This is a genomic window from Emcibacter sp. (assembly GCF_048269205.1).
Taxonomy (GTDB): Bacteria; Pseudomonadota; Alphaproteobacteria; order Sphingomonadales; family Emcibacteraceae; genus Emcibacter.
Map to the genome: position 1 here is coordinate 227,851 of NZ_JBLXJC010000001.1, position 24,992 is coordinate 252,842.

The following is a 24,992-nucleotide window of genomic DNA, read 5'->3' on the forward strand; positions in this document are numbered from 1 at the left end:
TTCAGCATTTGGATATGAAGTTATTTTATTATTTCTCCATTTCCCTATTTTTGATCTGGCTCGGCGGGTTCAGCTGGTTTCTGCATGGCCTGTCCGCAGAACCCGTGCTTTCCCCGCAGAGAACGGATGCGATAGTGGTTCTGACTGGCGGTCGAAACCGACTTGATGAGGCGGTGAAGCTGTTGCAGGAGAAGCTGGGCGAAAAGTTGTTTATTTCCGGTGTGAATGAAATTGTCCGCGAGGAAGAACTTTACAAGTATCTGGGGAGCGGGGAACAGCTTGCCGGATGCTGTATCGAAGTTGGCCGGGAAGCCCGGAACACGGAAGGCAATGCCCGGGAAACCGCGCTGTGGATGTCTCGCAACCATTACCGCTCCCTGCGGCTGGTGACATCGCTGGAACATATGCCGCGGGCCATGGTGGAAATGAAACGTTTCATGCCCCGGCTGGAAATCGTCGGCCACCCTGTCGGTAACTGGCGTCCTGAGAATACGAAATTCTATTCCCTGGCGCGTGAATACAATAAATATGTTTTCAGTCTTGTCAGGGCCGTTCTGACTGATAAATTGGCGACGGAAAAATCAATGGATGAAACGCACGATGCCCTTTCCGAGGGAGAGGAGAAGCGTGCAAGCTGATAAAGCCAGGTGAACGGGTGCGGTCAGGAATTTTCAAGTTTGTTTTTTATACATGGAGCACGCTGTTTTGCGTCCTGTTCCTGCCTGCGCTGCTGCTGCCCAGAAAATTTCTGGTCGGCGGTCAGGGGTTATGGTCGCACAGCGTGATTTTCCTGACCAGGGTTGTTGGCGGTATAAAACTTGAAATTCGTGGCCGGGAAAACATACCCAAGGGTCCCTGTATCGTGGCCATGAAGCATCAGTCTGCCTTTGACACCTTCGTCATACATGCTCTGATGAATGATCCGGCCATTGTCATGAAGACCGAACTTTTAAAGATTCCGATTTACGGTTTTTTCTGTCGCAAGTCCGGCATGATCCCCATCGACCGGGACGCCGGTGCAAGATCAATGCGCAAACTGATCAGGTCGTCGGACCGCGCTCTGAAAGAGGGCCGGCCGGTGGTGATATTTCCCGAAGGGACAAGAACCCGGCCGGGAGAGCACCGTCCCTACCAGCCGGGGATATTTGGTTTGTACAAGCATCTGGACAGTCAGGTGGTTCCGGTGGCGGTGAATTCGGGGCTTCGCTGGTCCAGGTCAGGTGTGATCCGGCCCGGCGGAACCATTGTTTTTGATTTTCTTGCTCCCATCAAGCCCGGCCTTGGCAAAAAGGAATTTCTTCCGCTGCTGGAACAGAACATAGAACAGGTGAGCGGACGCCTTCTTTCGGTGCCGATGCCGGCTGAATAGGTATTCCGATTTACGCCTGTCTGGACCGATGTTCTTGAAATTTTATTTCTTTCGGCTGCAGGCCGGATATGATATGCCCGACCTGACGGTGTGGGGACGATGGGACGAGACAAATGCGTTTTAAGGCTCTTGTATTAACAGTATTGCTTCTGATAGGCGCCTATACAGCTTTCTGGTTTTATCTGGCCGGAAAGGCGGAGGAAAAGGCCCGGATCTGGATTGCCGCACAGGAAAACAGAGGCATCAGTACATATTATGGTGATTTTTCTGTTGAAGGGTTTCCCTACAAGATTGTTCTCAGGTTTTCGGAACTGAAGGTGGAGCTCGCGCCGGAACTGACCGGCCGTGGCAATGTGGGCCTGGTTTTTCCGGACCTGGCGGTGGTCGCCTTCCCCTGGAAACTCAATCATGCGGTATTGTCTGCCGCCTATGGTGACATTTCCATGGGGCCGCTCGAGAACCCGGACATGACCGTGGCAGTGGACGGTCTGAAAGCCTCCCTGGTACTTGAGCGGGACAGCCACCGGCCTGAACGTATGTCCCTGACCATGGACCGGTTGTCCTGGACCTATGCCGGAACCCGTGAGCAAATGCCGCCGTCCGAGGCCCGCGAGCTGCAGCTTCATGTGCGCCAGGCCTTGCAGGTTGCTGACGGGCAGCAGTCGATGGAGCTGCCTGCCCTTCTTGAAACCTTTGTTGCCGCAAGGGATGTGATCGCCCACGAAATACCGGTAGGCATTTTCGGCAACAAGGCGGACAGCATCCGGCTGCATACCGTATTTCACGCGTCCCAGTTCCCCAGCTATGACCATGATGGCCTGTCCGCCTGGCGGGACGAGGGCGGCACGCTGGCCGTACGTGAATTCGAGATTCGCTCGGGCAAGATGGACTTGACCATGGAGGGGGATCTTACCCTGGATCAGGATCTGAAGCCTCTGGGCGCCTTTTCCTCACAGATCAGGGGGTTGGACCATATTGTGGCCGTTCTGTCCGGCCATCCCGCCTTCCAGCAGGATCCTGCGAACATGCTGCTGGAAGAACTGAAAAATATGGGCATTGCCCAAGGGGAGGAAGGCAATATGCTTCCCCTGTCCATCAGCCTGCAGAACGGACTTGTTTTCCTGGGGCCGATCCCGATCTATGAACTGGCGCCGCTGGTCGGCGAGTAGCTAGTTTTTTGACGGGGAGTCATGTGGCCTGCCGAAGTCCGGAGCTTCTTCGTCCTGCCCTGCCTCGATGATCTGTTTGCGTACCTGCCGGGTATGGCTGAAGAGATCAAACAGCGTATCGCCGTCGCCCCAGCGGATGGCCCGCTGCAGGGCAGTGAGGTCCTCTGAGAAGCGGCCGAGCATTTCCAGCACAGCTTCCTTGTTGTTCAGGAATACATCCCGCCACATGGTGGGGTCGGACGCGGCGATACGGGTAAAGTCGCGGAAACCGCCGGCGGAAAACTTGATCACTTCCGAATCCGTCACCCCTTCCAGGTCATGGGCCGTGCCGACAATGTTATAGGCAATCAGGTGCGGGATATGTGAGGTGATGGCCAGCACCAGGTCATGATGTTCCGGCGTCATGATCTCCACCTTGCTGCCAAAGGCTTCCCACATTCTTTTCAGTTTTTCAACGGCGGTCGGATCGGCGTCCTGCGGCGGTGTCAGGATGGCCCAGCGGCCGGCAAACAGACTGGCAAAGCCGGCTTCTGGGCCGGATTGCTCGGTCCCCGCTACGGGGTGCCCGGGAATGAGGTGAACATGTTCCGGCAGTACCGCCTTGAGCGCCTTGAGCACGCAGCCCTTGACCGATCCCACATCGGTGACAATGGCGCCGAACTCCAGCGAAGCCGCGATGGCCTTGCCGATATCGCCATAGGTGCCCACCGGCGTGGCCAGGATCACAAGTTCCGAACCGTTGACGGCCTTGGCGGCGTCGCTGACACATTTGTCGGCAAGTTTCAGTTTTTCCACTTTTGCAAGGCAATCGGGACTGGCATCACAGGCGACAATATTTTCACAGACGCCGTTTTCCCGGAGTGCGCGGGCGACAGATGAGCCGATCAGGCCGAAGCCGATGATGGTGACTTGTTTGAACAGGGTCATGTCAGGCTTCCATAAAATCCTTGAGCAGGGCGACAACGGCCCGGTTTTCTTCTTCCAGACCGACTGTAAGCCGGAGGCAGTCGCCGAGCCCCTGACCCGGCAGCCACCTCAGAATATAGCCTTTTTTCAACAGAAAATCATTGGCGGCTTCGGCTGTTTTTTTGCCGTCCGGAAAACGGATCAGAATGAAATTGGTGACACTGGGGACAACCTGCAGGCCGAGGGCGGAAATTTCCGCGCTGAGCCAGCCAAGCCAGTGACTGTTATGGGCAACGGCCTGTTCCTCGAAGGCAATATCTTTCAGCGCCGCGGTTCCGGCCAGCTCGGTCGGTGAGGGCACATTGAAGGGATCGCGCAGCCGGTCCAGATTGGCCGCCACTTCCCGGGAGGCATAGCCCCAGCCGAGCCTGAGGGCGGCAAGGCCGTAGAGTTTGGAAAAGGTCCGGGTCATCAGCACATTGGGCGCGCTGGAGGCGAGCGCAATACCGGCCTCGTAATCCTTTACCGCAACAAATTCCGCATAGGCGGCGTCCAGGACCAGAAGCACATTGTCCGGCAGGTTCCGGTGCAGTCTTTCCACTTCCGAAACCGGAACATAGGTGCCGGTCGGATTGTTGGGATTGGCAAGGAATACAAGCCGGGTTTTGTCGGTCACGCTGGCCAGGATTTTATCCACATCGGCGGTATAGTCCTGATCCTCAGCCTCCACCGGTACGCCGCCGACGGACCGGGTGGCAATGGGATACATCATAAAGCCGTAGCGGCTGTAGATCACTTCGTCGCCCGGCGCCACATAGGCGCGGCAGGCCAGTTTCAGGATTTCATCGGAACCGATGCCGCAGACAATCTGGCTGGCACTGATATCATATTTGTCCGCAATGGTCTGCTTCAGGGTCGCATAGCTGGCGTCGGGATAGCGGTGCAGGGTATGGACGGCGGCCGCATAGGCTTCCATGGCCTTCGGGCTTGGCCCAAGGGCTGATTCATTGGAGGAGAGTTTTACCGCTTTTGTCACGCCGTCTGTTTTGGATTTACCGCCCTCGTATACCTCGAGGCTTTCAATCCACGGCCGCGGGACCAGTCCGCTCATCTTGTTACCTGCTTTGTCTGAATTTCGGGGCACTCGCCACTGCGGAATCGGCCGCAACGACAGGTTTGTTCTATCTTTTACGGCGGTTAACTGCAAGATGATATTCGGTGAAACTGGACCTAAAACAAAGAATTTATTGACTTATATGACCTCTGGAGTAAGACAGACAGACGAGAAAAGGCAGGATATGACGGGTACGGAGATACAGGAAATTCAGGATGACGGCGTCGCCGAGGTGGCTATCCTCGGCAAGGATGCGCCCCTGCGTCTTGATTCCGGTGCGGCCCTGGGGCCGATTCATGTGGCCTACAAGACCTGGGGCAAGCTGAATGCGGACAAGTCCAACGTGGTGCTGATCTGTCATGCCCTGACCGGTGATCACTATGTGCGCGGCGTCAATCCCCTCACCGGCAAATCCGGCTGGTGGCAGAATATGGTGGGGCCGGGCTGCCCCATCGATACCGACCGTTTTTTTGTCATTTGTTCCAATGTACTGGGATCCTGCTGTGGTACCACGGGCCCGGCAGAGGTCAACCCGGCAACGGGCAAGCCCTGGGGCCTCGATTTTCCGGTCATTACCATTCGCGATATGGTGAAAACCCAGGCCATGCTTCTGGACCATCTGGGCATCGACGATATTTTTGCCGTGATCGGCGGTTCCATGGGCGGCATGCAGGCCCTGCAATGGTCGACCCTTTACCCCGACCGGGTGAAAAGCGTTGTGGCCATCGCCGCCTGCTGGCGTCATTCAGCCCAGAATATTGCCTTTCATGAAGTGGGCCGTCAGGCAATTATGGCCGACCCCAACTGGAAAGGCGGCCGGTACTACGAGGAAAGCGAGAGCCCGCATGCCGGTCTCGCCGTGGCCCGTATGGCGGCCCATATCACCTATATGTCGGAAAGCGGACTGACCAGCCGTTTCGGCCGCAGCCTGCAGGACCGGGAGGCGCTGACCTTCGGCTTTGACGCGGACTTCCAGATTGAAAGTTATCTCAGGCACCAGGGGATTTCCTTTGTCGATCGCTTTGATGCCAACAGCTATCTCTATATCACCCGGGCCATGGACTATTATGACCTGTCTGCGGAACATAACGGCATCCTGTCAGAGGCCTTCCGGGGCAGCAGGGCCCGTTTCTGCATTCTGTCGTTTAATTCGGACTGGCTTTATCCCACCGGAGAGAGTCGGGAAATCGTCCGCGCCCTTAACGGTGTTGGCGCCCGGGTCAGCTTTGCCGATATCGACATGGACAAGGGACACGACAGTTTCCTGCTGGAGTGCCCGGAGATGGATGAAATCGTGCGCGGCTTCCTGACCGCCCACGCCGAACAGAAAGGCGGGCGGCGCTGATGAACAGATCTGCTGACTACGGCCCCAGGGATATCCGGGTCGACCTGTTGTTGATTGCCGATATGATCGCCGAAAGCTCAAGCGTACTGGATGTGGGCTGTGGCGACGGGGGGCTGCTGGATTATCTGGTCCATCAGAAGAATGTGGATGGCCGCGGTATTGAAATCAGCCCGGAAGGCGTCAATAAAAGCATTGCCAAGGGACTTTCGGTGATCCAGGGGGATGCGGAAAGTGATATTGTCCACTATCCGGACAACAGTTTCGATGTGGTGATTCTGAGCCATACCCTGCAGGCCATGAACCGGCCGGACAGGATGCTGGACCAGTTGCTCAGGGTCGGGCGCCGGGCCATTGTGTCCTTTCCCAATTTCGGCCATTGGCGGGTGCGGTCAAGCCTGTTGGTGAACGGCACCATGCCGGTCACCAAAAACCTGGACTACCCCTGGTATTCGACACCTAATATTCATTTCTGCACGATCCGGGATTTTGTTCATCTGTGCCGGAAAAAGAATATCCACATTGAAAAACAGATGGCCATTAACAGCAGCGGTCACCGCATGCCGTTTGAAACGCTCTGGTTTTCCAATATTCTGGCGACCCAGGGCCTGTTTGTGATCAGCCGGAGCTGATCATTCCTCGTGCCGCTTGCGGTTCTGGCGCATCTGGTTGCCGGCGAAGACCGGTTTCCGCACGCGCTGTTTTGCCTGATTGCCGCCGTCGGCGGCATAGATCTGTTTTTCCGCCTCCACAATCAGCACCCCGGCAATGTTATGCCAGCATTTGAGCCCGGTTTTTTCCATGGCCGCCAGCAGGGAAATCATGGTCCGGCTTCTGAACGGCGGCAGGGCCAGGGCCGTGACGGCGCTGGTTGGGGTCAGCATGTTTTCGGCCAGCATCTGGCGGATCTGGCTGGTGCTGTAGGGGGTGCCGTGGCCAAAGGGGGTGTTGTCATTGCGGGACCAGAATCCCATACGGTTGGGTACCACCAGCAGGACCCGTCCCCCCGGCGCCAGGGTGCGCCAGACTTCCCTGAGAAGATGTCGCTTGTGGTCGGAATGTTCCAGGACGTGGACCATGACGATCCGGTCCATGCTGGCATCCTGCAGCGGCAGATGACGTTCATGGGCCAGGGCGCAGAGGTTGCCGCCGTAAGTTCCCTCATGGTTGCCGTGAAAACGGGGCCAGCGGATCACCCCCTGTTGCGCCGGCATGATGGCGACGGTGTGGCGGGCTTCGTCACGGAAAGGGTCCAGATAGGGAGTGGCGTAGCCCAGGCCAAGGACTTCCATGCCGTGGACGGTGGGCCAGAGATTGCGGATCTGGTTGCGTATAAGGCGCGCGGCGACCTTGCCCAGCGGGGATTGGTAAAAGGCGCGCAAATCGACCACATCCTGATACAATTGCGCGCCTCCTTGAAATATTTCCGGTTAAAATTCCTGATCGGGACTTATTTTACAGGACAACACCGGTGTCTGTTAAGTGATATATTGACCGCCGTTGATGTTCAGGGTTGAACCGGTGATGAAGCCGGCCTCGTCCGCAGCCAGGAAGATTACGGCCCGGGCGATTTCTTCCGGCTCGCCGAGGCGGCCGACAGGGATCTGGGCGATGATTTTTTCCAGTACTTTTTCCGGCACAGCCCGGACCATGTCGGTGCCGATATAGCCCGGGGCGATGGCATTGGCGGTAATGCCGTAGCGGGCGCCTTCCTGGGCCAGCGCCTTGACAAAGCCGATGTCACCGGCCTTGGCGGCAGAATAGTTGGTCTGGCCCATCTGACCCTTGACGCCATTGATGGAACTGATGCAGATCACCCGGCCGAAGCCCCGTTCCTTCATGCCGTCCCAGACCGCCTTGGTCATATTGAAGTTGGAGGAAAGGTCCGTCTCGATCACGGAATCCCACATGCTCTTGTCCATTTTGCTGAGTGTGGCGTCCCGGGTGATACCCGCGTTGTTCACCAGAACATCTACCGGCCCCAGATCGCTGACCACCTGCGCCATGCCTGCCTGACAGGCGTCATAATCGCTCACGTCCCATTTATAGACGGCGATGCCGCTCTCTTCCTTGAATTTGGCGGCCGCCTCATCATTGCCGGCATAACTGGCTGCAACTTTATAGCCGGCTTCCTTGAGAGCCTGTGATATGGCGGCGCCGATACCCCGGGTGCCACCGGTAACAACTGCTATTCTGGACATGTCTTTCTCCTCACCGTCTCTAGCTGATAACTGTCAAAGTTTGTTCTGCCGTTATTTTATTTTTATATACGGTCCGGCACCGGGGGCTTTAACCGGTTTGACCGGACCATTTTTTAATATTCCGGACAACGGGTCATCCGGAATATCTTCCCAATAGTGTTGTTCAGGGGCGCTCCACACATATGGCGACACCCATGCCGCCGCCGATGCACAGGGTGGCAAGACCCTTCTTGGCGTCACGGCGTTTCATTTCATGCAGCAGGGTACAGAAGATGCGCGCCCCGCTGGCGCCGATGGGGTGGCCGATGGCAATGGCGCCGCCGTTCACATTGACCTTGTCGGTATCCCAGCCCATGTCCCGGTTGACCGCACAGGCCTGCACGGCAAAGGCTTCATTGGCCTCGATCAGGTCAAGATCATCCTTGTCCCAGCCGGCTTTTTCCAGTGCCTTGCGGCTGGCCGGGACCGGGCCGATGCCCATGATGCTGGGGTCCACGCCGGCGGTGGCCCAGGATTTAATAACAGCCAGGGGAGTAAGGCCGCGTTTTTCGGCTTCTTCCACACTCATCAGCATTACGGCGGCGGCACCGTCGTTAATACCGCTGGCGTTGGCAGCGGTGACGGACCCTTCCTTGTCAAAGGCGGGCCTTACGCCGGACACGCTGTCTATGGTCACACCCTTGCGGATATATTCATCTTCCTCGACGATGGTGTCGCCTTTACGGCCCTTGATGGTCACCGGTATGATTTCATCCCTGAATTTGCCGGCTTCCTGGGCGGCCTCGGCCTTGTTCTGGGAGGCGACGGCGAAGTTATCCTGTTCCTCGCGACCGATCTGCCATTCCCGGGCGATGTTTTCCGCCGTCACACCCATATGCATGACTCCAAAGGCATCGGTTAGGCCGTCCTTGATCATGGTGTCCTCGAATTTGGCCGGGCCCATTTTGACGCCGCTGCGCAGCTGGGCCGCATGGGGGGCCTGGCTCATGCTTTCCTGGCCGCCGGCAATCATGATGGTGGCATCGCCGCAACGAATCGCCTGGCTGGCCAGTGCAACGGCGCGAAGGCCGGAACCGCAGACCTGGTTCATGCCCCAGGCCGTGGTTTCCTTGGGCAGGCCCGCATTGATAACGGCCTGCCGGGCCGGGTTCATGCCTGTGGCCGCTGTCAGGACCTGGCCCAGGATCACCTCATCCACATCGGCCGGGGCAACACCGGTCTCTTCCAGAAGGGCGCGGATCACGGTTTCGCCCAGGTAATGGGCCGGGACGCTGCTCAGCGATCCGTTGAAGGAACCTACGGGGGTGCGGCGGGCGGCAACTATGGCAATGTCTGTCATGATAAATCCTTGTTTTTGTCGGTTCGAAGATGCGGGGCCGGCGGACCGGTGCTCCTGCAAATTTTCCTCGTTATTCATTCACTAAAAACAGGTAAGCATAATATACCGCTCCTGTTTTCATCCGTTATTTTTTCGTTACATAAAACAAACTGATTATAGTGCGCCGCACCATGATCATGCAACGGGCGCACCTAAAAAAACATGCGCTGGATCAATCTGTGTAAATTCTTACAATAGACAGATGATCTTTTCAATTATTTTATTGTCTAATTATTTTTTGTAATTATATTTTATATATTCAACTATTTTCGGCCATAAAATTTTATCGGCCCCATATCCGGCGATCATGTTGACATGGCCGCTGGCGGCGGTGGTGTGCACCGCCGAGGGCAGGTGCGAAAGAATATCTTTCGCGGATGCAGGGGGGACGATCCGGTCCCGCTCCGGGGTAATGACATGGCAGGGCAGGGTGATCTCCTCCGGCAGAACCGGAATCCCCTCCACTTTCCATTCCCCCTTGTGGGGAAGATTGTCCCGGTACCACAGGTTCAGGCAGTCGAAGGCCAGGTTAAGCGCTAGCGGCGCTCCCTCGTTGGCCCAGTCCTCGACGGCGACAAAGATTTCCGTTTTCGGGTCCTGCGGATCAAGACCGGCAAATTTCCGGAACTTGCGGTCGGACAGGGTGGGATCCAGGCTGAAAAAAAACAGCTGCATCACATCCATGGGCACTACGCCCAGGTCCCGGAAAAGCGCCCGGGATTTTTCCATGATGCCCAGAAATCCCTCCAACTGAACATTGCGTTGTGCATGGAAGTCCCAGGGGGTGGCGCCGAGCGTCAGGCTTTCCAGCACCTTTTCGTCCCTGAGGATATGGGCGGCGGCGATGGACAGGTTACCGCCCATGCAATAACCGAGAAGATGCACCGGTTTTTCGTGACGTTCGGCGATCTCCCGAATCATGGGGACCAGGCGGTTGGCGATATAGTTATCGAGCCCAAAATGCTTTTCCAGCGGGCCCGGCGCATCCCAGTCCACCAGATAGGGCCGCAGCCCCTCTGCCGCCAGGGTGCGCATCATACTGTGATCTTCCATCAGATCCAGAATCCAGGACGGATTGACCAGCGAAGGCACGGCGATGACTACCGGCGCCTCTGTAGAGGCTTCGGGTGCAAAGTCCAGGAGCCTGGTGCTGCCGCTTTGCAGGGCGACCGGGGGTTCCGGGACAGTGCGGTGATAGGGGTGCGCCTGATAGGCCTCGATTCCCTGCATCATCCTCATCAGCCGCGCTTGGGCTTTCAGCATCACCGCCTGCTGCAGGGCGATCATATTTTGTCCTGCCAGTTCGGCGCGGAGGGTCTCTGCCAGTTCGCGCCGTTTGGGGTGGCAATGAAGGCCGCCCATCAGAAACAAAGGCAGGCTTGCCGCCGCTGCGGTCCACTCGCTGGTGGCATTGGCCACATGCAGCGGCAGGGGCCTGGGGCCGGAACGTTTTCTATCGGGTGTGGGAGACTCATCCGTCATAACACCATTATAGAACGGCGGGGCCCGGTCAGAACAGGAAAATAAAAAGCCCCGCAAAAATGCAGGGCTTCAAAATCACTAAATTTGAATGGTCAGGCGTCAGTTGGCTTTCGGTGTTGCGACCACATAGTTGGCCACACCGGCCTGGCGCACGCCTTCGACAACCTCAATTACCTTGCCGGAGGTGGCGTCACGGTCCGCCTTGATAACCACAGAAGGGGTATCCATCTTGGCCTTGTCACGCTCCACGTTGGGACGGACGGCGCGCACGTCAATGCGGCGCTTGTTGTACCAGACCTCGTCACGGGCGGTGATATCAATAAAGATACTCTGGGCTTCCGTATCCTGGCTCTTCTGAGAGCTGTCAGGACGGCTGAGCTCGACACCTGTCTCCTTCAGGAAGGATGCCGTAACGATAAAAAAGATCAGCATGATGAAAACGATATCAAGCATCGGGGTCATATCGATGTCGGTTTCGTCTTCTGCTCCTCTGTGTTTATGACGCATGTAAAACTCCCTTGTTCGGGAATAGTTATATTGGATTAGTTTTCGTTTTCCAACCCAAAAGTGAATTTAAACTGCTGTCCTTTTTACATGACTGGCCTGCCATTCAGAAATTTTTGTTTATATTTAAAATTTGTGACAGCCCTGAGCGCAGTATTCTCGAAAATTTTATTTGACGACTCAATCACATAGGGAGTGATGGCCCGTCCGTTTTTGTCGATATTATAGCCAACCACCACATAGCCCTCTTTACCGCTTTGCAGGGCCCGGACCGGGTATTTGGGACTGGCGGCAAGAATCAGTTCCGCCGGGCGGACAGCGAATCCGGTACCGGGCAGGTCCGGGGAGAAATCAGTCTGTTTTTTCGGGTTTGTCACTTTGGCCGGCGGACAGGGTTTCCACCCAACGCTCAAGCGCCTTGGGGTCGGTTGCCCAGATCGTCAGATTCTGTTGCCAGAAATCGAGATATTTCTCGGCAAGTTTATCGATATCAGTTGGGTCTGTGTCCGGGGCTGATTCCGGCTTTTCATTTTCACTGGACATGAGACCAGACTAGCACCGGTTCGGGCCGGCCAAAAGCCTCTATTGGACCATTGGCCGCATTTTTGTTATTGTTGCGCAGCATTTTTCTTGCGCCCTGCAACATTTTTGCAGCATGATGTCCGCAGTGTGCAATTGCATACAGAACATAACGTGCGGCCTCTCCAAGGCTGCGATTGTTCTGGCACGAGGTAAAAGTATCTTAAATGGGAAGGTAAGGATTTGGCGAAAAAAGACAAAACGGAAGACGGGCAGATCGTTATCAAAAAATATGCAAACCGCCGGCTTTATAATACGGACAGCAGCAGCTATGTGACGCTGGACGATCTGTCGATGATGGTTCGTGAGGGGAAGGAATTTGTGGTCCGTGACGCCAAGAGCGGTGAGGATATCACCCATAGCGTGCTGACCCAGATTATTTTCGAAGAGGAAAGCAAGGGAGAGACTCTGCTGCCGATTAACTTCCTCAGACAGTTGATCAGCTTTTATGGGGGCGGCCTGCAGCAGGTGGTGCCCGACTATCTGGAATCCAGCATGTCCATGTTTGCGGAAAACCAGGAAAGGTTCCGCCAGTTCGTGGAGGAAAATTTTTCTGCCGGAACGCCTTTTTCCTTCAAATCTTTCAAACCGTTCGAGGAACTGACGCGGCAAAATATGGCGGCCTTTGAAAACGCCATGCAGATGTTCAGTCCGTTCCATGGAATTCCGCAGCCGGAAACCCGCGACAAGGAAAAACCGGCTGACAGTACCAAGAGTGATGAGCAGCTGTCCAAACTTCAGGAACAGCTTGCTGCCATGCAGCAGCAATTAAAGGACTTGCAGAAAAAATAGTCTGCAGACGCAAACAAGCATCAACACACAAGGTGAAAAATGAAAAAGTATCTGGGATATACGGGACTGGCTCTTCTTCTGGTGTCAGCCCTTATCGCCGGGGGTTGTTCCCCGGCCAGCGAGACGGCGGGGGAACAGGCCGACCTGACCTCCGGCGTTCATCAGGAACATATGAAAACCGACATTCGGCCCGGTGACGATTTCTTTGAATATGTCAACGGCACCTGGCTGGAAGCAACGGAAATTCCGTCCGACAAGTCCAGCATCGGCAGCTTCTATTACCTGCGCGACAATGCGGAAGAGGATGTAAAGGCGATTATCGAGGAATCCGCAGCTGCCGACAATGCGCCGGGCTCGGACGCCCAGAAGGTCGGCGACTTCTATAACAGTTATATGGATATGGAAACCCGGAATGCGCGCGGCATAGAGCCGCTTAAACCGGAATTTGCCAAAATCGACGCCATTTCTTCCTATGGTGAACTGGCCCAGTGGTTTGCCTATGCCGACAAGGTCGGCTTCGATGCGCCCTTTGGTCTTTATGTCAATAACGACGCCAAGCAGGCGGACCAGTATGCGGTCTATGCCTGGCAGTCCGGGCTCGGTCTGCCGGACCGTGAGTATTATTTCAAGGATGACGAGAAGTCGGTGGACGTTCGGGAAAAATATGTGGCCCATGTGGAACGCATGCTGACCCTGGCCGGTATTGACGGTGCCGCGGACAAGGCCAAAAAAATCATGGCGCTGGAAACCGCACTGGCCGACAAGCACTGGCTCAAGGAAGACAACCGCGATTCGGTCAAGCGCTATAATAAATACGAGCGCGCCAAACTTGCGGAACTGGTGCCGGGATTTGACTGGGATGGCTATCTTGCGGAAACAGGTCTTGCCGATCTTGAGGAAGTCATTATCAACCAGCCCAGCTATATGGAAGGTCTGGCCGGGATCATCAAGGGGACGGACCTTGAAACCTGGAAGATCTGGGCCAAATGGAGTGTCATCAATAATACCGCAAGTCGGCTCACTGCTGAAATTGACCAGGCCAATTTTGACTTTTTCGGCAAGGTCCTGAGCGGTCAGCCGGAACAGCGGCCCCTGTGGCGCCGGGCGGTTTCCGCCGTTAACGGCACTCTTGGCGAAGTGGTCGGAAAGGTCTATGTGGACAATCATTTCAAGCCCGAGGCCAAGGCCCGCATGGTCGAACTGGTGGAAAATCTGGTCAAGGCCTATGAGGTGAGCATCAAGGAGCTGGACTGGATGGGTGAGGAAACCAAACAGCAGGCCCTGGAGAAGCTGCATAAATTTACCCCCAAAATTGGTTATCCGGATAAATGGAAGGATTATTCCAAGCTGGAAATCAGTGCCGACGATTATTTCGGCAATGTGAAACGGGCCCGCATTGTGGAGCACGAGCGCCAGCTGGCCAAGCTGGGCGGGCCGATCCAGGACTGGGAATGGTTCATGACTCCACAGACGGTCAACGCCTATTATAATCCCGTCATGAACGAGATTGTCTTCCCGGCCGCGATCCTGCAGCCGCCTTTCTTTGACATGGCGGCCGACGATGCGGTCAATTACGGTGCCATCGGCGGCGTGATCGGGCATGAAATCGGTCACGGATTTGACGATCAGGGCAGCACCTATAACGGTGATGGCGAGTTGAAAAACTGGTGGACCGATAGCGACCGGGCGGCCTTTGAAAAACGTACCGGTCAGCTGGTGGCTCAGTATAACGGTTTCGAGGCCCTGCCGGAGCTGCATGTGAACGGCGAGTTTACCCTGGGCGAGAATATTGGCGACCTGGGTGGCCTCAGCATTGCCTACAAGGCCTATAAAATGTCTCTTGAAGGTAAGGAAGCACCGGTTATTGACGGCTTTACCGGAGATCAGCGTTTCTTCATCGGCTGGGCCCAGGCTTTCCAGGGTAAATACCGGGACGAGGCCTTGCGCAACCGTATCCAGACCGACCCACACAGCCCGGCCCGTTTCCGGGTCAACGGCGTGGTTCGTAACGTGCAGGCCTTCTACGAGGCCTTTGACGTGGGTGAAGACGGCGGCCTGTACCTTAGCCCGGAAGAGCGGGTGAAAATCTGGTAAACGCCGGGGAATGATAAAAGGAAAAGGCGGTCCCTGTGGCCGCCTTTTTTAATGTGAGCTTATTCCGACTGGGTCTGGATATACTGCAGCTTGGCGCGGATGCGCGGCCAGTTGGCTTCGGCCTGGGATATCTTCTCCTGGAAATTCTCCAGCCAGTAGGCCTTGGTATTTTCGTTATGGTGAAGATACAGCTTCCCGTCGCGCAGGGTCCAGATCAGCGGATCGGTCGGGCTTGAATAGCCCTTGGCGATAAAGACCGGTTCATAGCCGCCGTACTGGGGCGCATATTTGTTGGGTTCTTTGGCAAAGGCGTCCCGGTGGTCTTCGGAAGCGAAGCGCCATTTGGCCCCGGCCCAGGTTACTTCATACAGGGGATCGCCAAAGACCGGCCTGTCTTCTGTGAAATAGGCCACTGTGTCATAGCCGAGTATGGCGACACCATTGTCGTCATCATAGATCAGGCTGTCGGCGAAATAGCTCTGGGAGCTATAGTAAAACAGCATGCCGCCGAGGACGGCGACCACGATGGCGGAGATGAAAAGCAGATATTTGGTCAGATTGTTCATGACGGCCTCATTCGGAATTCACTGTCGGCACCATACTGTGATCGCCACGAATTGCCAACGACAGATTCTGTCTTTGCCGTCTCCTGGTAAAGCAGCGACTGTCACCGGATTGTCAAAATAATGAAACTTTTATCTTATGGTTAATCCTTCGCTTACTTCTTTACCTCAATATGGACACATTCCCGTCTCAAAAAGGGCCCCTCTTTTTGGCATGGTATATGCAAGGTTTGGAATGTAGGCCGGATCAGTGAGTGATTTCCGGCCAGTAGACCGGAGTGAGAATGATGGTAACAGCTAAAGCCGACAGGTTGTCACATACCCGTGAAACCGCTCTTCGCCTGATCAAATGCATGGGCCTTTCCGCAGCGCTGGACTATTGCAGGGATAGTCAGTGGATGGGAATTGCCAATGAGATCAAGATGATACGGGACGAGCGGCAGGCCCGCTAAGGCGTCAAGGCTATTTCGGCTCTCGCCTTTTTTCACTGACCGGGAAGATCTTCCCCGGGTCGGGCAGAGGCCGACTGAAGCTCATATCTGACATAATTTCCTTCTGAAACATCTTCTTTTCCAGTTGTCTGGATTTGGGAAATTTTCCCGAAAACTGTAAAGTTTTCCGACATTTTATGATTTTCTTGTCTCTCGCCGGCTGCTCGGCAAGGGCTGTATTACATCATTTGGATTTTTTTATTCTTGTTTTTTTCCATTCGACTTAACCTTACACTAACGGCTCGGCGCTATGACAGGGGCAGACACAACGCGATGTACAGGGGTTACAAGGGGCAGGAATGCGCAGCATCAAACTGACTATTCTTTATCTGGCAAAATATCTCGGGCTTTTCCGCTACAGCCGGAAGAAAACCAAACAGGGGCTTCAGATTCTCTGCTATCACGGCTTTTCCCTGGCCGATGAAGACGGCTTCCGTCCCAAGCTCTTTATGAAAGCCGCAACCCTCGAGCAACGTTTGCAGATGCTGAAAAAGAGCGGGTTTCCGGTTCTGCCTCTGGGCGAGGCCTGCGAAAGACTGAAGGCCGGCACTCTGCCGGACAATGCAGTGGTCATTACCATGGATGACGGCTGGCAGGGGGCGGCGGAACACGCCTGGCCTCTGTTCGAAAAATACGGTTTCCCCTGGACCCTGTATCTGACCACCTATTATGCGGAGAAGCAGACCCAGGTGATGAATCTGGCGCTCCAGTATCTGTGCTGGAAAAGCCGGGAAGAAACGGTGGATCTGAGATCCCTCAGCCCAGAGTTCGGCAAAAGCCTGCGTCTTGGTGTGGATATGAGCCGGGAGGATCTGGCCGCAAAACTGGTGGAGATCGGCGAGGCAATCCCCACGTCCCAGGACCGGCAGGATTTTGTCAGGCGTGCCGCTTCCGCCTTTCGTCTGGGGCAAAAAGAATTTGAAGACAGGAAACTCTTTCGCCTGATTGATCTGGAGACCTGCCGCAAAATGGCGGCTTCCGGCGTGGATATTCAGCTTCATACCCATCGTCACACTCTGGGCGACGGTAGCCGGGAAAGTCTTCAGGAAGAGCTGGCCAAGAACCGTAAGGCAATCACCAGGGGCGGCAATGGCAACCCGCAGCATCTCTGCTATCCCAGCGGCTATTACGAACCGCAGCATCTTGGTTATCTGCAGGAGCTCGGCATCAAAAGCGCCACCACCTGTTTCGCCGGGCTGAATTATCAGGACACTCCGCTTCTTGAACTGAAACGTTTTCTCGATGGAGAAAATATCTCCCCGATCGAATTCGAGGCTGAACTCTACGGCTTTCAGGAATTGTTGCGGGGGCTGAGAAAGTAAGTCATAAAAAAAGCGCCTCGTTCGGGCGCTTTTCCTTTTGGTCTTTTTTGAATTTTAGCGGGTCGGAACCGGCTCGTCGCCCCGGTAATCGTAAAAGCCGCGTCCCACTTTCTGTCCAAGCCAGCCGGCCTCCACATATTTGACCAGCAAAGGACAGGGCCGGTATTTGCTGTCGGCCAGACCTTCGAACAGCACCTGCATAATGCTGAGGCAGGTATCCAGGCCAATGAAGTCGGCAAGCTGCAGCGGACCCATGGGATGGTTGGCGCCAAGCCGCATGGCCTTGTCGATGGATTCCACCGAGCCTACACCTTCATAGAGGGTATAGATGGCCTCGTTGATCATGGGCAGCAGAATACGGTTGACGATAAAGGCCGGGAAATCCTCGGAGCTGGCGGTTGTCTTGCCGAGCTTGGTGACGACTTCCTTGGCCGTGCTGTAGGTTTCCTCGCTGGTGGCAATCCCGCGGATCAGCTCCACCAGTTTCATCACCGGCACCGGATTCATGAAATGCAGGCCGATGAATTTTTCCGGCCGGTCCGTGGTGGACGCCAGACGGGTGATGGAAATGGAGGAGGTGTTGGTTGCCAGAAGAGCGTCCGGCTTCAGTTTGGAACAGACGTCCTGGAAAATCTGTTTCTTGATCTCTTCGTTTTCCGTAGCCGCTTCGATGACGAGGTCGCAGTCACCGATCTTGTCGGTGCCGACCACCGGTGTGATTCGGGCGATTGCGGCGTTGGCGTCTTCCTCCGATACCCTGCCTTTGGCAACCTGGCGGTTGATATTGCTTTCAATAATCTGCATTGCCTTATCCAGGTTATCCTTGCTGATGTCGCTCATCAGCACGTCGAACCCGGCCAGACAAAAGACATGGGCAATCCCGTTGCCCATTTGCCCTGCACCGATAATGCCTACTTTTTGAACCATGTCTGGTTGCTTTCTTACTGTTATTTTATCGTTGTTTTACGCTGTACTTCGGTTTTCCCCCTCCCGCAAGGGGAAGGGGAAAATACGGTTTGTTATGATAACGCTTTCTCCAGCTCAGGCAAAGCCTGAAACAGGTCGGCGACAAGGCCGTAGTCCGCTACTTGGAAGATGGGGGCTTCCTCATCCTTATTGATGGCGACAATGACCTTGGAATCCTTCATGCCAGCCAGATGCTGGATGGCGCCGGAAATGCCCACGGCAATATAAAGTTCAGGGGCCACGATCTTGCCGGTCTGGCCGACCTGATAATCGTTGGGAACAAAGCCCGCGTCCACAGCAGCGCGGGAGGCGCCAACCGCGGCGCCCAGCTTGTCAGCCACGGCTTCCACAAGTTTGAAGTTTTCGCCGCTGCCCATGCCGCGACCACCGGAAATGATGATTTTGGCGCTGGTCAGTTCCGGCCGTTCGGATTTGCTGAGTTCTTGTCCGACGAAGCTGGAAAGGCCCGGGTTTTCAGCGGCGGAGATATTTTCCACAGCTGCCGAACCACCTTCTTTTGCCGCTGCGGCAAAGGCCGTGGTCCGGACAGTGATGATTTTCTTGGGGTCAGAGCTCTGCACGGTGGCAATGGCGTTTCCAGCGTAGATCGGGCGCTGGAAGGTATCGGCGCTTTCCACGGAAATAATGTCGGAAATCTGCACCACATCCAGAAGGGCGGCTACACGGGGCATGAAGTTCTTGCCGGTGGTGGTCGCGGCAGTCAGGATGGCGTCATAGCCATCCGCCAGGCCAACGACCAGCGGGGCCAGAACTTCGGCCAGCGGATGCTCATAATCGGCGGCATCGGCCACAAGAACCTTTGCCACACCGGCCACTTTGGCAGCGGCTTCTGCCACGGCGCCGCAACCGGAACCGGCCACAAGCACATGGACGTCGCCGCCAAGGGCGGCAGCGGCAGTAACAGTGTTCAGGGTGCTGTCCTTGAGGACGGCATTGTCATGATCGGCAATTACAAGTGATGTCATGTTCAGAGTACTCCCGCTTCGTCGCGCAGCTTGGCGACCAGTTCGTCCACACTTTCAACCTTGATGCCGGCCTGGCGTTTCGGCGGCTCTTCAACTTTCAGGGTTGTCAGGCGCGCTGCGGTCTCCACGCCGTAATCGGCGGGGGTCTTCTCGTCCAGCGGCTTGCGCTTGGCTTTCATAATGTTGGGCAGGGAGGCATAGCGCGGCTCATTGAGGCGCAGGTCGGTGGTGACCACGGCCGGAAGATTGAGCTTCACTGTTTCCAGACCGCCATCGATCTCGCGGGTTACATTGACGCTGCCATCGCCAAGGTCGACTTCAGAAGCAAAGGTGCCCTGGGGCCAGCCCAGAAGAGCGGCGAGCATCTGACCGGTCTGGTTGCAGTCATCATCAATGGCCTGCTTGCCGAGAACGACAAGTCCCGGATTTTCCTCGGCCACGACGGCTTTCAGGATCTTGGCGACTGCCAGGGGTTCCACTGTATCGTCGGTCTTTACCAGAATGGCGCGGTCGGCGCCCATGGCCAGTGCGGTACGCAGTGTTTCCTGCGCCTGGGCCGGGCCAACGGAAATGGCGATGATTTCTTCTGCCTTACCGGCCTCTTTCAGGCGAATGGCTTCTTCAACAGCGATTTCGTCAAAAGGATTCATTGACATTTTGACGTTTGCAAGCTCAACGCCTGTGTTGTCCGCCTTGACGCGGACCTTGACGTTATAGTCGATAACCCGTTTTACCGGGACCAATATCTTCATTTATCTGGGTCTCCGTTTGCTTTATCAGAATTGAAACTACTCTGATCCATTACGCTCTGCAATGGATGATATGCGTTTTTTTGGCAGTGCAATTGTTACCGGACGGTAACTAAAGCGATATATGCTGTCAACATTTCATTGCCTCGGCAGTATAGCCTTTTTCCTGATGGCCAAACATCCGTTTGAAAGTTGCTGCATAATGGCGAAAAACAGCCATTTATGCAAGCTAAACCGGCTGGTATGGAAAGCCGGCCCTTGACCAGCGGTGAGGTGAAAGAAGGAATGGAAAAGTTGAAACGGGTTGCTTGCCTGCCCTTTTGATTCCCTTAGCGGGTGCAATAAAGTCGCGTTGGCGGCTGTGATGCCAATGTAATTTTCCGATATCAAGCCATAAAATATGGTATCAGCAGGAAGAGCAATATTATAACAACGGGGGGAGTTCATTCCTCAATGCTGAAAAACCAGTTTCATCTTTTGACGCTTCGCCGGTTCCTGCCGCTGTTTCTGGTCCAGTTCCTCGGTGCTTTCAACGATAATCTTTTCAAGAATGCCCTTGTCATCCTCATCACCTACAGGCTGGCGGTGGAGATGAACATGAATGCGGCCATCGCGGTAACGGCGGCCCAGGGTATATTTATCCTGCCCTTTTTCCTGTTTTCGGCCCTGGCCGGGCAGGTCGCGGACAAGTATGAAAAAACCGGATTGATCCGGCGGCTGAAGATCCTGGAGATCTTGCTGATGGGACTGGCCGCGGCGGGATTCTGGCTCGGGCATTTCTATATTCTGATGCTGATCCTGTTCCTGATGGGGGTGCAGTCCAGTCTGTTCGGGCCGCTCAAATACGGCATCCTGCCCGATCATCTGGCCGGGGATGAACTCATTGCCGGTAATGCCCTGGTCGGAGGGAGCACATTTCTCGCCATTCTGCTGGGGACCATTATCGGCGGGCTTGCCATACTTGGCGAGCAGGGTGCCCTGACCGTATCCCTTCTGGTTATGCTGACGTCCTTCGCCGGTTATGCGGCCAGCCGGACAATGCCGCCGACCGGTGCGGCATCGCCGGGGCTGGTTCTGAATGCCAATATTGTGACGGAAAGTTTCCGGATCATGCATCAGGCGCGCACAAACGGCCCGGTTTTTCATTCCATCATGGGTATTTCCTGGTTCTGGCTTCTGGGGGCGACAGTGCTGGCCCAGTTTCCGGCCCTGACCCGTAATGTGCTGGGCGGGGATGAACAGGTAGGCACCCTGTTTCTTGCAGCTTTTTCAGTGGGGATCGGGGTGGGGGCTCTGTTGTGTCACAGACTGCTTCGGGGGCTGGTATCGGCCCGTTATGTACCGTTGGCGGCCCTGGGTATGGGGCTGTTCTGCATCGATCTTTATCTTGCCTGCCGGTCTCTTGTACCGCCGGCCGGGGCTGAACTGATGACCGTGATGCAGTTTGCTGCCGATTCCCGCTACTGGCGTATTTTTGCGGACTGTATTCTGATTTCCATCTTCGGCGGTCTTTATATCGTGCCGCTCTATGCTCTTTTGCAGGAAAAGAGCGACCCGGCGCACCGGTCCCGGATGGTGGCGGCCAACAACATCTGTAACGCCCTTTTTATGGTCGGCGGGGCGCTGGCCACCATGGCGCTTCTGGCTTCCGGCCTGTCCGTGCCCGGGGTTTTCATGGTGCTTGGTCTGACGACCGGGGGAATTGCCCTCTATGTTTTCCGCGTCCTGCGCTGAAAGTTCGGGAAGGGGTCAGGCCATCAGGGCTGTGGCCGTCACATTGACGATCCAGGCCATGAAATAGGCCAGGCTGAACAGATATCCGGCCAAGAACAGGGTCCATTTCCAGCTGTTGGTTTCCCGGCGCACCACGGCCAGGGTGGCAAAACACTGGGGGGCATAAATGTACCAGGTGAGGAAAGCGAGCGCCGTGGGCAGTGGCCAGGCGCCCTGTAACAGTCCTGAAAGGCTTTCCGCGACCTGTTCATCGTCCCCGCTCAGGGAATAAACGGTGCCCAGTGCGGCCACGGCCACTTCCCGGGCGGCCATGCCGGGAACCAGGGCGATGGAGATTTCCCAGTTAAAGCCCAGCGGCGCAAAGATTTTTTCCAGGAATTTACCGATTACCCCGGCAAAGCTGTAATAGATGTCGGGTTCGGAACTGCCGGCGGGTGCCTTGGGATAGCTGGCCAGGAACCACAGCATGACGGTGGTGCTCATGATGATGGTGCCGGCCCGGCGCATAAAGATGCGGGCCCTTTCATAAAGGCCGATCAGGATATTTTTCAATAGCGGCATCTGATATTTGGGCAGTTCCATCAGGAACGGCTGGGCGGCCCCTTTTGTCAGGGTCTTTTTCATCACGGCGGCTATAATAAGGGCGCTGACAATACCGGCCAGATAAAGGATAAACATTACCAGTCCCTGCAGGCCAACGGGACCCCAGACTTTTTCATTGGGAATGAAAGCGGCGATGATCAGGGTATAGACCGGCAGGCGGGCGGCACATGTCATCAGCGGCGCAATCATGATGGTGGTCAGCCGGTCCCGGGAGTTTTCAATGGTTCGGGTGGCCATGATACCCGGAATGGCGCAGGCGAAACTTGAAAGCAGCGGAATAAAGGCGCGTCCGTTCAGGCCAACTTTTTCCATGAGCCGGTCCATGATAAAGGCGGCCCGGGCCATATAGCCCGTTGCCTCCAGGCACAATATGAAGGCAAACAGGACCAGAATCTGCGGCAGGAAGATCACCACGCTGCCCACACCGGCAAGAATGCCGTCATTCAGCAGGCTGCGCACCCAGTTGTCCGGCAGATGTTCTGCCGCCAGGTCCTGCAGGGCGACTATGCTGCCGTCTATCATGTCCATCGGTGCTTCCGCCCAGCTGAATACAGCCTGGAACATGATAAAAAGCAGGGCAAAAAAGATGACCGGCCCGGCAATGGGGTTGAGTACAACCTGGTCGATCTGCCGCGTGATTTTATGCTGGCGTCCTTCGGAGACAATAACCCGTTCGGCAAGCTGACGGGCATGTCTCTGCAGCTCCCGGGTTGTGCTGTGCCGCTCCCGGATGGGCGGTTGTTTCAGGGACATTTCCCGCAGATCCCGGTCGAGAATTTTTTTCAGATCCACCATGCCGCTCTGGCGCACGGCGATCGAGGTTATAACCGGAACGCCAAGCTCGCCGGACAGTTTGTCCACATCGATGCTGATCTCGTCCCGTTCGGCCAGGTCCTGCATGTTCAGGACCAGAATGACGGGCAGGCCCAGTTCCTTTACTTCCAGAACAAGGCGAAGGTGAACCCGGAGGTTGGTGCAGTCAGCGACACAGAGCAGGAAGTCGGGCTGTGCCTCGTCCGGGTGATTGCCGGTGATGACCTGGCGGCTGATTCTTTCGTCCAGGGTCCTGTCCTTGAGGCTGTAGATTCCGGGCAGGTCAATCAGCCCGATATTCCGGCCTGTGCTGTTGATATAATATCCGGTCCGTTTTTCCACGGTCACACCCGGATAGTTGGCTACCTTCTGACGGCTGCCGGTCAACATGTTGAACAGGGAACTTTTCCCGCAGTTGGGCGTTCCGACAAGGGCAATACGAAAATCGTTCATGCAGCCTGTCCCCCCGGGGCACTGTCGTTCCTGAACTGAATATCACGGATTTTCACAACATCCGCCTCCATGCGTCTCAGGGCGATAGTGGCGTTGCCCACCTGGACGGCAAGTGGATCGCGGCCGATCAGGCCTTCATGGAGGACCTCCACCGGCAGGTCTTCCTCGAAACCGATTTCAAGCAGGCGTTCTTCCAGGTCACGGGCAAAATCCTTGTCCGTACAGCGGGATGTATCAAATCCGGAGATGACGGCTTTGTCGCCGATATGCAGGTCGCTAAGATATTTCATTACAAAACAGTGGTTCTCATAATCATTCTCAAAAACTCTATAGACGAAAAACCCGGCTTTGGAAATGCTAATACAGGAAAATCCACAAATTTTACGGGAAATGTTCTTCTCATTCATCGATCAATAGAGTAAAAACTTACAGAAATTAAAACGATCGTATGACTTTAAACTGGAGAAAGAATGATGTCCTTTGACTTTTCCGGCCGGGTGGCCGTGGTAACCGGCGCCGGTGGCGGACTTGGACGCTGTCATGCACTGGCTCTGGCGGAACGGGGCTGCGCGGTGGTGATCAATGACCTTGGCGGCGATGTGCACGGCGAAGGCGCTTCCGTTTCTGCCGCCCAGAAAGTTGTGCAGGAAATCATGGACAAGGGCGGCAAGGCGATGGCCCACGGCGGCAATGTGACTTCTCTGGAAGACATGCAGGACATGGTGGAAAAGACCGTCACTGAATTCGGTCGTCTGGATATTCTGGTCAATAATGCGGGGATTCTGCGTGACAAGACCTTTGCCAAGATGGATATGGCCGATTTCAAAATGGTGGTGGACGTGCATCTGATCGGGTCGGTCAACGCCACAAAGGCGGCTCTGCCGGTGATGCAGGAACAGGATTACGGCCGCATCATCGTCACCACTTCCTCCAGCGGCATGTACGGGAATTTCGGCCAGAGCAATTACGGCGCGGCCAAGGCGGCGCTCAGCGGTTTCATGAACAGCATGAAGCTGGAGACGGCCAAGTTCGGCATCAAGGTGAATGCCCTGTTGCCGGTGGCGGCGACCCGCATGACCGAATCCATTATTCCCGAAGAAATGCTCTCCCTGCTGAAACCGGAACTGGTGTCCCCGGCCGTGGTGTTCATGGCCGCTGAAGGTGCGCCGACCGGGGAGATTATTTCTGCCGGGGCGGGGACTTTCTCCCGCAGTGTCGTCGTGGAAACCGACAGCGTCTATCTGGGCGATACGCCGACGGCGGAGCAAATCCTCGAAAACTGGGATAAAATTTCCGATATGAGTACGGCCCAACCGCTGGGCAGCGGCAGTGACCATACCCAGAAGGTGTTGGGCGCGGTTTTTGCCGCCAAACAGAAGTAA

26 protein-coding genes are annotated in these 24,992 nt (G+C 55.7%); 11 read left to right on the forward strand and 15 right to left on the reverse strand.

Annotation, left to right across the window (positions count from 1 at the left end; all coding sequences use genetic code 11):
* Positions 1 to 14: 14 nt before the first annotated feature.
* The 3 genes from ACN0YD_RS01080 to ACN0YD_RS01090 all read left to right on the forward strand — a co-directional run bounded on the left by ACN0YD_RS01080 (position 15) and on the right by ACN0YD_RS01090 (position 2,538).
* Positions 15 to 638, forward strand: coding sequence for a YdcF family protein (locus ACN0YD_RS01080; RefSeq protein WP_417316788.1), 624 nt, complete (start codon positions 15 to 17; stop codon positions 636 to 638).
* Positions 639 to 655: 17 nt separating this feature from the next.
* Complete coding sequence (locus ACN0YD_RS01085) at positions 656 to 1,369, forward strand: lysophospholipid acyltransferase family protein (RefSeq protein ID WP_417316789.1); 714 nt, start codon at positions 656 to 658, stop codon at positions 1,367 to 1,369.
* 113 nt (positions 1,370 to 1,482) lie between these two features.
* On the forward strand, positions 1,483 to 2,538 hold the full coding sequence (locus ACN0YD_RS01090) for a DUF2125 domain-containing protein (protein ID WP_417316790.1): 1,056 nt from the start codon (positions 1,483 to 1,485) through the stop codon (positions 2,536 to 2,538).
* Here ACN0YD_RS01090 and ACN0YD_RS01095 read toward each other — a convergent pair whose 3' ends face one another.
* Both ACN0YD_RS01095 and hisC read right to left on the reverse strand, forming a co-directional pair.
* A complete protein-coding gene (locus ACN0YD_RS01095) occupies positions 2,539 to 3,465 on the reverse strand; it encodes a prephenate/arogenate dehydrogenase family protein (protein ID WP_417316791.1) in 927 nt (308 codons plus the stop codon).
* A 1-nt stretch (position 3,466) separates the two neighbouring features.
* Positions 3,467 to 4,555 (reverse strand): histidinol-phosphate transaminase, encoded by a 1,089-nt coding sequence (hisC, locus tag ACN0YD_RS01100; protein WP_417316792.1) that lies wholly within the window; start codon positions 4,553 to 4,555, stop codon positions 3,467 to 3,469.
* 145 nt (positions 4,556 to 4,700) lie between these two features.
* Between hisC and metX the strand changes: the two genes are divergently transcribed.
* Both metX and metW read left to right on the forward strand, forming a co-directional pair.
* On the forward strand, positions 4,701 to 5,903 hold the full coding sequence (gene metX, locus ACN0YD_RS01105; RefSeq protein ID WP_417316793.1) for a homoserine O-acetyltransferase MetX: 1,203 nt from the start codon (positions 4,701 to 4,703) through the stop codon (positions 5,901 to 5,903).
* Positions 5,903 to 6,532: a methionine biosynthesis protein MetW gene (metW, locus tag ACN0YD_RS01110; protein WP_417316794.1), complete on the forward strand. Its 630-nt coding sequence runs from the start codon at positions 5,903 to 5,905 to the stop codon at positions 6,530 to 6,532. Before metX ends, metW begins: the two co-directional genes overlap by 1 nt.
* Here metW and ACN0YD_RS01115 read toward each other — a convergent pair whose 3' ends face one another.
* The 7 genes from ACN0YD_RS01115 to ACN0YD_RS01145 form a co-directional block, all read right to left on the reverse strand.
* Positions 6,533 to 7,303, reverse strand: coding sequence for a class I SAM-dependent methyltransferase (locus ACN0YD_RS01115; protein ID WP_417316795.1), 771 nt, complete (start codon positions 7,301 to 7,303; stop codon positions 6,533 to 6,535).
* Positions 7,304 to 7,378: 75 nt separating this feature from the next.
* Complete coding sequence (gene phbB, locus ACN0YD_RS01120; protein WP_417316796.1) at positions 7,379 to 8,101, reverse strand: acetoacetyl-CoA reductase; 723 nt, start codon at positions 8,099 to 8,101, stop codon at positions 7,379 to 7,381.
* A 163-nt stretch (positions 8,102 to 8,264) separates the two neighbouring features.
* The gene (locus ACN0YD_RS01125) at positions 8,265 to 9,440 is read right to left on the reverse strand and encodes an acetyl-CoA C-acetyltransferase (RefSeq protein WP_417316797.1); all 1,176 of its coding nucleotides are present in this window, start codon (positions 9,438 to 9,440) and stop codon (positions 8,265 to 8,267) included.
* A gap of 270 nt (positions 9,441 to 9,710) precedes the next feature.
* The gene (locus ACN0YD_RS01130) at positions 9,711 to 10,961 is read right to left on the reverse strand and encodes an alpha/beta fold hydrolase (protein ID WP_417316798.1); all 1,251 of its coding nucleotides are present in this window, start codon (positions 10,959 to 10,961) and stop codon (positions 9,711 to 9,713) included.
* Positions 10,962 to 11,060: 99 nt separating this feature from the next.
* Positions 11,061 to 11,468, reverse strand: coding sequence for an ExbD/TolR family protein (locus ACN0YD_RS01135; RefSeq protein WP_417316799.1), 408 nt, complete (start codon positions 11,466 to 11,468; stop codon positions 11,061 to 11,063).
* A gap of 83 nt (positions 11,469 to 11,551) precedes the next feature.
* The gene (locus ACN0YD_RS01140; RefSeq protein ID WP_417316800.1) at positions 11,552 to 11,842 is read right to left on the reverse strand and encodes an energy transducer TonB; all 291 of its coding nucleotides are present in this window, start codon (positions 11,840 to 11,842) and stop codon (positions 11,552 to 11,554) included.
* Positions 11,817 to 12,008: a hypothetical protein gene (locus tag ACN0YD_RS01145; RefSeq protein WP_417316801.1), complete on the reverse strand. Its 192-nt coding sequence runs from the start codon at positions 12,006 to 12,008 to the stop codon at positions 11,817 to 11,819. Before ACN0YD_RS01145 ends, ACN0YD_RS01140 begins: the two co-directional genes overlap by 26 nt.
* A 219-nt stretch (positions 12,009 to 12,227) precedes the next feature.
* Between ACN0YD_RS01145 and phaR the strand changes: the two genes are divergently transcribed.
* Both phaR and ACN0YD_RS01155 read left to right on the forward strand, forming a co-directional pair.
* Positions 12,228 to 12,836, forward strand: a complete 609-nt coding sequence (gene phaR, locus ACN0YD_RS01150) for a polyhydroxyalkanoate synthesis repressor PhaR (protein WP_417316802.1) — start codon at positions 12,228 to 12,230, stop codon at positions 12,834 to 12,836.
* 39 nt (positions 12,837 to 12,875) lie between these two features.
* A complete protein-coding gene (locus ACN0YD_RS01155; protein WP_417316803.1) occupies positions 12,876 to 14,930 on the forward strand; it encodes a M13 family metallopeptidase in 2,055 nt (684 codons plus the stop codon).
* A gap of 59 nt (positions 14,931 to 14,989) precedes the next feature.
* On the opposite strand, the gene ACN0YD_RS01160 is transcribed toward ACN0YD_RS01155, so the two are convergent.
* Complete coding sequence (locus tag ACN0YD_RS01160) at positions 14,990 to 15,496, reverse strand: YHS domain-containing (seleno)protein (RefSeq protein ID WP_417316804.1); 507 nt, start codon at positions 15,494 to 15,496, stop codon at positions 14,990 to 14,992.
* A gap of 281 nt (positions 15,497 to 15,777) precedes the next feature.
* On the opposite strand from ACN0YD_RS01160, the gene ACN0YD_RS01165 reads away from it, so the two are divergent.
* On the forward strand, positions 15,778 to 15,945 hold the full coding sequence (locus ACN0YD_RS01165; protein WP_417316805.1) for a hypothetical protein: 168 nt from the start codon (positions 15,778 to 15,780) through the stop codon (positions 15,943 to 15,945).
* A gap of 338 nt (positions 15,946 to 16,283) precedes the next feature.
* Positions 16,284 to 17,306: a polysaccharide deacetylase family protein gene (locus tag ACN0YD_RS01170; RefSeq protein ID WP_417316806.1), complete on the forward strand. Its 1,023-nt coding sequence runs from the start codon at positions 16,284 to 16,286 to the stop codon at positions 17,304 to 17,306.
* A 54-nt stretch (positions 17,307 to 17,360) separates the two neighbouring features.
* Here ACN0YD_RS01170 and ACN0YD_RS01175 read toward each other — a convergent pair whose 3' ends face one another.
* The 3 genes from ACN0YD_RS01175 to ACN0YD_RS01185 form a co-directional block, all read right to left on the reverse strand.
* Positions 17,361 to 18,233: a 3-hydroxybutyryl-CoA dehydrogenase gene (locus tag ACN0YD_RS01175; RefSeq protein WP_417316807.1), complete on the reverse strand. Its 873-nt coding sequence runs from the start codon at positions 18,231 to 18,233 to the stop codon at positions 17,361 to 17,363.
* A 92-nt stretch (positions 18,234 to 18,325) separates the two neighbouring features.
* Entirely contained in the window at positions 18,326 to 19,258 is a 933-nt protein-coding gene (locus tag ACN0YD_RS01180; protein WP_417316808.1) for an electron transfer flavoprotein subunit alpha/FixB family protein, read from the reverse strand.
* A gap of 2 nt (positions 19,259 to 19,260) precedes the next feature.
* Positions 19,261 to 20,010 (reverse strand): electron transfer flavoprotein subunit beta/FixA family protein, encoded by a 750-nt coding sequence (locus ACN0YD_RS01185; protein WP_417316809.1) that lies wholly within the window; start codon positions 20,008 to 20,010, stop codon positions 19,261 to 19,263.
* Positions 20,011 to 20,460: 450 nt separating this feature from the next.
* On the opposite strand from ACN0YD_RS01185, the gene ACN0YD_RS01190 reads away from it, so the two are divergent.
* Positions 20,461 to 21,741 (forward strand): MFS transporter, encoded by a 1,281-nt coding sequence (locus ACN0YD_RS01190; protein WP_417316810.1) that lies wholly within the window; start codon positions 20,461 to 20,463, stop codon positions 21,739 to 21,741.
* A gap of 15 nt (positions 21,742 to 21,756) precedes the next feature.
* Here ACN0YD_RS01190 and feoB read toward each other — a convergent pair whose 3' ends face one another.
* Positions 21,757 to 23,610, reverse strand: coding sequence for a ferrous iron transport protein B (feoB, locus tag ACN0YD_RS01195; protein WP_417316811.1), 1,854 nt, complete (start codon positions 23,608 to 23,610; stop codon positions 21,757 to 21,759).
* Positions 23,607 to 23,900: a FeoA family protein gene (locus ACN0YD_RS01200; protein ID WP_417316812.1), complete on the reverse strand. Its 294-nt coding sequence runs from the start codon at positions 23,898 to 23,900 to the stop codon at positions 23,607 to 23,609. Before ACN0YD_RS01200 ends, feoB begins: the two co-directional genes overlap by 4 nt.
* A 180-nt stretch (positions 23,901 to 24,080) precedes the next feature.
* On the opposite strand from ACN0YD_RS01200, the gene ACN0YD_RS01205 reads away from it, so the two are divergent.
* Positions 24,081 to 24,992 (forward strand): SDR family NAD(P)-dependent oxidoreductase, encoded by a 912-nt coding sequence (locus ACN0YD_RS01205; protein ID WP_417316813.1) that lies wholly within the window; start codon positions 24,081 to 24,083, stop codon positions 24,990 to 24,992.